Origin of the sequence: Halalkalibacter oceani, from assembly GCF_040544555.1 — a bacterium.
GTDB lineage: Bacteria > Bacillota > Bacilli > Bacillales > Bacillaceae_D > Halalkalibacter > Halalkalibacter oceani.
Map to the genome: position 1 here is coordinate 1 of NZ_JBEPKD010000047.1, position 9,190 is coordinate 9,190.

At 46.9% G+C, this 9,190-nt stretch carries 9 protein-coding genes; 5 read left to right on the forward strand and 4 right to left on the reverse strand.

Annotation, left to right across the window (positions count from 1 at the left end; translation table 11 throughout):
* Positions 1–116 precede the first annotated feature (116 nt).
* Positions 117–596 carry a hypothetical protein gene (locus ABMB67_RS22920; protein WP_251221521.1) on the reverse strand — a complete coding sequence of 160 codons (480 nt, stop codon included), beginning with the start codon at positions 594–596 and terminating at the stop codon, positions 117–119.
* 467 nt (positions 597–1,063) lie between these two features.
* Here ABMB67_RS22920 and ABMB67_RS22925 point away from each other — a divergent pair, with 467 nt between their 5' ends.
* Positions 1,064–2,050 carry an aldo/keto reductase gene (locus tag ABMB67_RS22925; RefSeq protein WP_251221522.1) on the forward strand — a complete coding sequence of 329 codons (987 nt, stop codon included), beginning with the start codon at positions 1,064–1,066 and terminating at the stop codon, positions 2,048–2,050.
* 352 nt (positions 2,051–2,402) lie between these two features.
* Here ABMB67_RS22925 and ABMB67_RS22930 read toward each other — a convergent pair whose 3' ends face one another.
* From ABMB67_RS22930 to ABMB67_RS22940, 3 genes are read right to left on the reverse strand one after another with little or no spacing between them, the layout of a single operon-like run.
* Entirely contained in the window at positions 2,403–3,413 is a 1,011-nt protein-coding gene (locus ABMB67_RS22930; protein ID WP_354573439.1) for an aliphatic sulfonate ABC transporter substrate-binding protein, read from the reverse strand.
* A gap of 23 nt (positions 3,414–3,436) precedes the next feature.
* Positions 3,437–4,195, reverse strand: coding sequence for an ABC transporter permease (locus tag ABMB67_RS22935; RefSeq protein ID WP_354573440.1), 759 nt, complete (start codon positions 4,193–4,195; stop codon positions 3,437–3,439).
* Positions 4,128–4,973, reverse strand: coding sequence for an ABC transporter ATP-binding protein (locus tag ABMB67_RS22940; protein ID WP_354573441.1), 846 nt, complete (start codon positions 4,971–4,973; stop codon positions 4,128–4,130). The genes ABMB67_RS22935 and ABMB67_RS22940 overlap by 68 nt, the downstream gene beginning before the upstream one ends.
* Before the next feature lie 315 nt (positions 4,974–5,288).
* On the opposite strand from ABMB67_RS22940, the gene ABMB67_RS22945 reads away from it, so the two are divergent.
* The 4 genes from ABMB67_RS22945 to pheA all read left to right on the forward strand — a co-directional run bounded on the left by ABMB67_RS22945 (position 5,289) and on the right by pheA (position 8,897).
* Positions 5,289–5,819 carry a Spo0B C-terminal domain-containing protein gene (locus tag ABMB67_RS22945; protein ID WP_354573442.1) on the forward strand — a complete coding sequence of 177 codons (531 nt, stop codon included), beginning with the start codon at positions 5,289–5,291 and terminating at the stop codon, positions 5,817–5,819.
* An 11-nt stretch (positions 5,820–5,830) separates the two neighbouring features.
* Complete coding sequence (obgE, locus tag ABMB67_RS22950; protein WP_251221527.1) at positions 5,831–7,114, forward strand: GTPase ObgE; 1,284 nt, start codon at positions 5,831–5,833, stop codon at positions 7,112–7,114.
* A 454-nt stretch (positions 7,115–7,568) separates the two neighbouring features.
* Positions 7,569–8,015, forward strand: a complete 447-nt coding sequence (locus ABMB67_RS22955; RefSeq protein ID WP_251195353.1) for an ACT domain-containing protein — start codon at positions 7,569–7,571, stop codon at positions 8,013–8,015.
* A 15-nt stretch (positions 8,016–8,030) separates the two neighbouring features.
* Complete coding sequence (gene pheA, locus ABMB67_RS22960; protein ID WP_251221528.1) at positions 8,031–8,897, forward strand: prephenate dehydratase; 867 nt, start codon at positions 8,031–8,033, stop codon at positions 8,895–8,897.
* Positions 8,898–9,190: the final 293 nt, after the last annotated feature.

The window sequence follows — 9,190 nt, forward strand, 5'->3', positions numbered from 1 at the left end:
TAAGGTGTAAACTTAGGAACCGCCGTATACCGAACGGTACGTACGGTGGTGTGGAAGGTCGGCTACTCAACTAATGAGTAACCTCCTATCCGATTAACGCAGCAAAGCTGAGAATCTTAATCGAGCGGATCGACCTTTTTACCGTATTTCAGCAGGTCATAAATCGCCATCGCATCACTTGGATGGTCATCGGAATACCTTGCCGGAAACAGAGAAAAAAAGACAAAGTAAATCGAGAAATAGACAAAGTTATAAAAAAAGATATGTGGAGGGAGAACATCGCTGTGAATCAGCCCGTTCACGATACAGATCGAAATAATATTAAAGAGAGACCCGCCAAGAAAAATCATAATATGAGAGAAAGTCGTATCCTTTTTCAGCTTTTCATACTGGAAGAAGGAATGCCAAAAATAGATCCGGCGAATTTCAAAGCAGCCAATTTTACATAACCGTTTCCCTGCACCGAGGGAAAACTGTAATTTCCCGCCGAATAGCCAAACAAAAAACACATGACCAGCTTGATGGATTAAGGAGATCAGCGGCAAAATTACGAGTAGCGAAACAAGAAAAATTGGAATATCCGCAAGTGTAAACATCTCATTTTCCTCCTTTGCTACAATGAACTGTTTTGTTCTATTGCCAACCGTATCCAAAAATAATCTTCTTTTTTTATGGAAAGTTGTAAAATTAAATGGGGTAAATGGAGGCGGACCGGCATGGAGTGTGCCGGTCCGTTTTAAAGTCTAAAAAATCCGTATTCATCCTAAAGCGATTTATTTATCCAGTGCCAGCTTTAATCGTTTTCGTTTGCTGTAAATAGTGATCAAAAGTAACATCATCGCAATCCAGAATGGGGGCTGATGGAATGTATGCTTGAGGGTTAAAAGTTGGTAGAGAAACAATCCTTAGTAGCAGAAGCTAGAGGAGAACAGATTATAGTAGCATCGATTAGGACACTTTCTGATATTGGTTATCCTACTTATGAGAGGTTTAAACCTTAAGATGAACGGTAAAAGATGATAACGGTAAAAGATGATTATGAATGAAACAGGAGGAGAATGACATGGATAACATAAAAGCATTACTGACTCAAAAAATAGGACTTGGAACAGCACCACTTGGCAATATGTTTCGTGAAGTGCCGGAAGAAGAAGCACAAGCGACGATCGAAGCGGCCTGGAATGCAGGGATTCGTTATTATGATACAGCACCATTTTACGGGGCAGGACTGGCCGAGCTTCGCTTAGGTACATTTCTTTCTAACAAAAACCGTGATGATTATGTTTTAAGTACAAAAGTTGGTCGTGTCATTGAAGATGAAACCGAGGAAAAAGAAGGACTTTTTGAGTACGGCCGAACCAATAAAGTTACGACAGACTACTCTGCAGAAGCGACCCATGCCTCCATCAACCAAAGCATGGAAAGACTGCAAACCACTCGACTGGACTTTGTATTTGTGCACGACCTCTCACCTGATTTTCATGGAGACGAGTGGATCGCCAAATTTGAAGAAGCGCGAACAGGTGCCTTCCTTGTTCTTGATGACTTAAAGGAACAAGGCGTCATAAAAGGATGGGGGCTGGGCGTAAACACAACAATTCCAATCGAGCTTGCCCTTCAACTTGAAGAAGTACATCCAACTATTTGCTTACAAGCAACCCAATACACACTTCTTGATCATGAAGATACTCTTCGCAGAATGATGCCTGAAGTCGAGCAATCAAAATCAGCCATTGTTGTAGGTGCACCGTATAGCTCGGGAGCCCTGCTTGGCGGAGATCACTATAACTACGGTGAGATCCCACCAGACGTTCAAACGAAAATTAACAAATTAACAGAAGTAGCAGAGTCTCACGGCGTCAGCCTAAAAGCAGCAGCGCTACAGTTTTCAACAGCGCATCCAGCTGTAGCTGCGGTCATTCCTGGATCAACGAGACCCGATCGCATTGAGGAAGACCTCGAAGCCTTGCGAGAGAAAATCCCAGAAGCATTCTGGCAGGAATTAATTGAAAAACAACTCATTTCAGCAGTCGCACCTTTGCCGTTGTAAAGGAATAAAGTGTACCCTTTGTAAAGGACATTTTCATAAAGCCTAAGCTACTTCTAAAAGATGGTCACTGCACGATAGCGTAAAATAGTTTGTGTAAATGAATAAAAGCGCTTTTCTAGTAGAATAAAGTTAGCGTTAACTAACTCATTAACAGATAAACAAAGAGCTGTGGCTAGATTCTCTATAAAACCAGTTACTAAAAAGTACTGTAGGCTGGACTACTAATCCACAGCGTTGCTTTTAGTATAAAAAACGATACTAAAAAAGCACAAGAGGTAGCGAACCTCTTGTGCTTAATATACAAGGCTGGACAAAAGGTAATAACAACCTTTTGTTCAGCCTCTTGTCTTTTTTATTCTGCTAAAATCTCATCAAGCCGAGAGGTGTCGACAAGTCCGTCTAAAACGGGATCCTGATCCATAAACTTTAATTCATAGGATGCGTTTGCCCATTCCTGCAGGGCATCAGGATGCGTCTCGGTCGTCACCTTCATCCGATTCCACGCTTTTTCAAGCACTGGCTCCGGCAGGCGGTTTTGCGTCAGATCATACAAATGATCGTTAATGGTCGTCAACGTATCAGCGACATCCGCTTCTGTATAGTCGACCGCTTCCTTATGACCACGGAGAACAGCATCCACCGCTTCCGGATTTTCTTCGAGATATTGCTTTGATGTAACCACGACGACACTAGGCAATGTTTCGCCTAAGAAAACCTGGTCCCATTCGGCGACGACATTGGCATTATGCTCTTCGACAAGGAATGTTCCCCAAGGCTCAGGAGCAGCAGCGGCGTCAATTTGTCCTTGTTCAAACATCGCGACCATATTGGCCGGCGCAATACGGGACTGATGCTCGACCGTTCCACCGACGCGGTTTGATTCTAGTCCGATATCCTTCAGCATAATTTCAAGCTGAACGTTGTGAGTGCAGCCGTTACCAGGGGTACAGAATGATTTGCCGCCAAAGTCCTCCAACGTTTCAATCCCTGAATCTTCACGTGAGACGATTAATGTCGCCCCGTTGGCCGCAGCGCCGAGAATGACAATATCTCCTCCCGCGAGGAAATAGTTAATTGCCGGACCAGGCCCTACATAGCCGATATCCAGATTTCCTGTTTCCAGCGCATCAATAAAATCATTTCCATTAGGAAAATGAGTGTATTCCGCTCCTCTGTCCCCGAGCTGTTGATCAAAAAAGCCTTTCTCTTTGCCGACAATTGCCGCGGCATGATCGAGATTAGGAAAATAACCGATTCTTACAGGACCGTCTTCCGTAGAGGAACTGCCCGTGCCGCCGGCTCCGCATGCTGTTATCGTCGCCAGCAGTAAAGCAGCTCCCGTCATTTTTAACCATTTTTTCATCGTTGTTTCTCCCCTTTATTTTTTTATGATTTGGCATATCCCCAGCGGGTGAGGACCTTTCGTTCAATTGGATTAAAAATAAAATATTCAACAATAAGACCGATGATCGCAATGATGATCATAATCGCAATGACAAGCTCCATATTGAAAAAGTCACGTGCATCAAGCAATGTTCTGCCGAGCCCGCCGCGTCCGAGCAATTCCGCCGCCATTAACGCGCGCCAGCCAAAAGCCCATGAGAGGCGAATCCCTGTAAGCGCGGATGGAATCGAAGCGGGAATCATCACTTTCCAAATTAACTCATAGCCTTTGTAGCCCATCGTCCGCGCGGCGCGGATCAGGAGCGGCTGGACGTTCTTGATGCCCATCCGGACATTCATCGTCATCGGCCATGTACCACCAAGCACAATCACAAACAGGATCGCCCCGGTTCCTCCCTGGAACATCACGAGGGCGAGCGGCAGCCAGACGATGCTCGGAACGGACTGTAACGCAACGACGAGCGAGCCTAATGTTTCATCAGCGAGCTTTGAAGTGGCGAGAATAATGCCTAAAATCGAACCGATGAGGACGGCGAGCAAAAAGCCGAGTCCGATCCGGCCGATGCTTGTCGTCAAGGCGGCCGTTAAGATCCCTGTCTCGAAAAATCCTTTATAGAGCTCAACAAAGGAAAGAAGAGGAGAGGGAAACATCTGGGTGCCGAAGACGTCAAGTCTATATATGGTCTCCCATATTACGATGAGAGCTGTAAAGAAGAGTAGCCTTCTGACTACGGTAATCATCACCCATCTCCTCCTTCATGACTTTCTCGATCTCGCCGGCCAATTGCTGGCTGATCTGTTCTTCCAGCGCGGCAAAGGCCGGGTCCGATGATTTGCGCGGCCGGGCCATCGGCACATCGTAAATGTTGACAATGCCTCCGGGGCGGACTCCCATTAAGACGATTCTGTCGGAAAGCAGGATCGACTCGCGGATATTGTGGGTGACAAACAAAATCGTTTTGCCTGTCTGCTCCCAAATATATTGCACCTCTTTGTGCAGCATCGAGCGCGTCTGTTCATCTAATGCGCCAAACGGTTCGTCCATCAGCAGCACTTCCGGATCCATCGCCAGAGCGCGCGCAATCGAAACGCGCTGCTTCATTCCTCCGGAAAGCTCATGAGGATAGGCGTCGACGAATTTGCTGAGATGAACAAGCTTTAAGTATTCGAGTGCTCTCTCCTTTGCTTCCTGCTTGGAATATTGCTTCTTAATCGCAAAGATGACATTATCGAGAACCGACATCCATGGCATGAGAGCAGCCTCCTGAAACACAACGCCTCGATCCGCTCCGGGTTCTTTTACTTCGCGGTTCCCGACAAGAACCGTCCCCGTGCTTGCGTTTTCTAAACCTGCGACAATATTAAGTAAAGTCGACTTTCCGCATCCGGATGGTCCTAATAAGGAAACGAACTCACCGGACTTTACATGCAAATCTATATGCTCAAAAACAGTGTAGGAGGTGTTTTCCTGCTTGTTTTCAAATGTTTTCCCAACTTGTTGAATCTGAATGTCAGACATGCTTGACAGCCTCCTTCCCTGAAAGAAAATATTTTTATAAATCTTATAAAAATAGTCGGTTATTCATTTTAGTATATGTAGAGGGGCGGATGCTGTCAATTCTTTTTTCGCAAAACAGCGTGGTATATAGAGGATCAGCATGAAAAGAACAGCGGTCATTCGATAGCAAAAAGCTCAGTACGCAGGTAAGAATTAAAATGGAAAAAGGGAAATGATGACGGGCAACTTTCTCAAGGGAACAAATATATGGTAAGATAGGCGTTGTAATGCACTTGATAGTGGGAAAAGAAATGGGCAAAGACAAGGAGAGCCGAAATGACGAATCATTTTGATGTAGTAGAGGCGCTTCGTCATGCGCGTCACGACTGGTTGAATATTATGCAGCTCATTAAAGGAAATCTGGCGTTGAAACGCTATGATCGAATTGCTGATATTATTGACGAGGTGGCGCGCCAGTCGAGTAGTGAAAGTGAAATTTCAAATATACAAGCCCCGAGTGTGTCCTATTTTTTGTTGACGTTTAATTGGTTCTGCCGCGAGATGAAATTAGAGATGGATGTGGCGGGAGATGTCTTTTCTTTGGCAAAGCAGGAGCAGGAGCTGTTACGCATCTGCAAGCAAATTATAGAACGCTTAGCTCGTGAAAGCACATTGGACACAGAAAACCATCTGCTACTGACTTTTTTATTTACCGATCAGCAGTGTGAGTTAACGTTTGATTATCAGGGAACATTACAGCAAGAAGGGCAGTCTCTCGTTGAGTATGCGGCTCAGGAGCCGGCTGTCGAACTCGTGGAAGTTAGTAAACAGGAATGTGTCCTACTAACTCGTTTTACAAGAAGCTGAGGTGAAGAAAGATGTTTGTCGATAAAGTCAAGGTTTATGTAAAAGGTGGCGACGGAGGAAACGGAATGGTTGCGTTCCGTCGAGAAAAGTACGTGCCCGATGGGGGCCCGGCCGGCGGTGACGGCGGAAAAGGCGCAAGCGTCGTCTTTGAAGTGGAGGAAGGTCTGCGAACGTTGATGGACTTTCGTTATAACCGGCATTTTAAAGCGGATCGGGGAGAGCATGGCCGCCCGAAAGGCCAGCATGGTAAAAATGCGGAGGATATGGTCGTCAAGGTGCCTCCGGGAACGACAGTCGTTGATGAACAAACAGGACAGGTTATCGCTGATTTAACCGAACATGGGCAGCGCGCTGTTATCGCCAAAGGCGGCCGTGGCGGCCGGGGAAACATCCGCTTTGCGACGCCTGCCAATCCCGCACCTGAAATCGCGGAAAATGGCGAGCCGGGAACAGAGCGCGAAGTCGTTCTTGAGCTGAAGGTGCTCGCTGATGTTGGCCTTGTCGGGTTTCCGAGCGTTGGTAAGTCAACATTGCTCTCGGTCGTCTCGGCGGCCAAGCCGAAAATCGCCGATTATCATTTTACGACGATCACGCCTAACTTGGGCGTCGTCGAAACAGAGGATAACAGAAGCTTCGTCATGGCTGATTTGCCTGGATTAATTGAAGGGGCGCATGAAGGAGTCGGCCTCGGTCATCAGTTTTTGCGTCATATCGAGCGGACGCGCGTCATCGTTCATGTGATTGACATGTCGGCTCTTGAAGGGCGCGATCCTTATGAGGATTATGTGCTGATTAATGATGAATTGAAGCAATACAATTTACGTCTGTTGGAGAGGCCGCAGTTGATTGTTGCCAATAAAATGGACATGCCCGAGGCGGAAGAAAACCTCAAGCGCTTCAAGGAACAGCTTGAGGACGATCACCCTGTATTTCCGATTTCAGCGATTACGAGAGAGGGCGTACGGGAGCTGCTCTTAACGATCGCCGATAAAATTGAGCAGACGCCGGAATTTCCGCTTCATGAGGAAACAGAGGAATCAACCCGGGTTGTCTACAAGCATCAGAAGGAGGAAGCCCGGTTTGTGTTATCGCGTGATGATGATGGCGTCTTTGTCATCTCAGGGCCGGAAATCGAGCGCCTCTTCAAAATGACCGACTTCTCAAGGGACGAATCGGTCCGCCGCTTCGCCCGCCAAATGCGGCACATGGGAATCGACGAAGCACTCCGCCAACGCGGCGCCAAAGACGGCGACCTCGTCCGCATCCTGAAGTTCGAATTTGAATTTATAGACTAGACAAGAACCCCCAGCCCGCCCTAGGCTGGGGGTTCTTGTCGTAGCGAAGAGCGAAGCCGCTGCGAGGTTTTGAAGTCCGCAAGGAACGGGTTTCTCCTTGAGGACGGGCAGCGAGCGAGCCGGAGCAGAGTCAGCCCGCCCTAGGCTGGGGTTCTTGTCGTAGCGAAGAGCGGGAGCTTTCGTAACTCGAAGAAGAGTAATGGCTCCGCGCGTTGCGCGCCTTGCTTCGAGAAATCCACTCGTAGCAAGGCTTTCAAAATCAGGCAACGGCTACGCTCATTACGAAAAAGCTGCTGAAAAAGTGTAAATCGTACTTTTTCAGCAGCTTCTTGTCTCTTCGTGGGAGACAGGTTTTCATTAGTAAGGGACAAATTTGGGGGATGATGTTGTCAAAAGGGGTTGCGAATTCTATAATGGGAAGATAATGATCTACTGAAAGAAGGTGAACCATGCTATGGCTTCGCGTAAATCATTTTATCTCGTGCGTGAGGATATGCTTACGGACGCGATGGAAAAAACACTGGAAGCGAAAGAACTGCTGCATTCCGGCAAAGTGAAAAAAATCAATGAGGCTGTACATAAGGTCGGGTTAAGCCGCAGCGCCTTTTATAAATACAAGGATGGAATTTTTCCTTTTCATACAATGGTAAGAGAAAAAATCATCACACTTTCGATTATTTTAGTAGATCGGTCTGGTTCATTGTCACAGCTACTCGGGAAGGTTGCTGAAACAGGGGCAAACGTGCTAACGATTAACCAGACGATTCCATTGCAGGGACGCGCCCATATGACATTAACGATAGACACGGCCCCGATGAAGCTTGAATTTGATGAAGTAATGGAGTGGCTGGAAGGGCTTGAAGTAGTGGAAAAAGTCGAAATGGTCGGCTCGGGATCTTAGGGAGGAGAGAGCAGCATGAAAATAAGTTACTTAGGACCAAAAGGAACATTTACAGAAATGGCAGCGAGAGGGCTGTTTAAAGAGCAGGAGCTTGTTCCTTATCAAACGATTCCTTTCTGTATGGATGCCGTCGCTGCCGGGGAAGTCGATGCAACGATCGTGCCGATTGAAAATGCAATCGAAGGATCGGTAAATATGACGCTTGATTATTTGATTCATAAACAGCGCCTGCCGATTATTGGCGGCGTCACTGTACCGATCGCCCAGCATTTGCTTGTCCATCCGGAAAACAGACAGCAGCCGATTGAGAAAATTGTTTCTCATCCACACGCGATTGCCCAATGTCATGATTTTCTTCAAGCGAAGCTGAGCGGGGCGGAGTGGGAATATATGAATTCGACCGGAGCGGCGGCTGAATTTGTCGCGAGCCATCCCGAGCAGAAAATCGCGGCGATCGCCAATGAACTGGCCGCTGAAGAATATCAGCTTGTGCCGCTGCATGAAAATATCCACGATTATTCCCATAACCGTACAAGCTTTGTCGTTCTGAGCCGGACGCTTGATATGCTGCACTTGCAAGAGCCGGAGCATATCGCTGATAAAACGAGCTTGATGGTGACATTGCCGTCTGATTTTTCCGGCGCGCTTCATCAGGTGCTGTCCGCCTTTGCGTGGCGCAAGCTGAATTTAACGAAAATTGAATCGAGACCGACAAAAACCGGCTTAGGCAATTATTTCTTTCTAATTGACGTCGATGGCCTGGCTGATGATGTGCTGATTCCAGGGGCAGTTTCAGAGCTGGAAGCGTTAGGCTGTGGGGTCGATATTCTTGGAAGCTATCCGTGCTATCAATTAGTTCCCCAGGCGGAAAAAATCCGCTGAGGACAAAGTGGGAAGCGGCTTTCTGAGCTTGAGAGGGCGAGACAAAACTAGCTTTGAACCTATTGGCAATGGCTTCACACGCCACAATCCCGTTGTGAGTGGGTTTCTCACAACGGGCTTTAACAAATCGTGGCGGTTCCGCTCATTGCTTAGAGGCTATGACAAAAGGTAAAAAAACAACCTTTTGTCATAGCCTCTTTCCTACGATTAGTCAAGTACTACTTTATCAGTTGAGGATTTTTCCTCTATTACGATTTAGTGCATAGGAAAAAAACCTCAGTAATTCGAATTTT